General features: G+C 49.4%; 1 protein-coding gene. It reads right to left on the reverse strand.

Annotated features, from left to right (window positions below; translation table 11 throughout):
- Positions 1 to 267: N-6 DNA methylase (locus NE619_RS18240; RefSeq protein WP_256133888.1), on the reverse strand; the 267-nt coding region annotated here is incomplete at both ends.

Here is a 267-nt window from a genome sequence, read left to right on the forward strand (position 1 = left end):
AATACCGGTTCATGGCAATGCCTTGTTCATCCGTGTCAAGGGATAACCACTCTGGTTCCGTTTCAATGGGATGCTCCCGTTTTTTCAGAAACAGAATATCGGAAGTCACCGTAGTACCTGCGTTTTTCTGAAAGGTATCATTGGGCAGGCGGATCACCCCTAAAAGCTCGGCCCTTTGGGCCATGTATCTGCGGATCGCAGGATTTTTCTTATCCATGGTCCCGGAAGAGGTCAGAAAAGCAATGACTCCGCCCGGCCGTACTTTAT

Origin of the sequence: Anaerovorax odorimutans (assembly GCF_024459955.1) — a bacterium.
Taxonomy (GTDB): domain Bacteria; phylum Bacillota; class Clostridia; order Peptostreptococcales; family Anaerovoracaceae; genus Hominibacterium; species Hominibacterium odorimutans_A.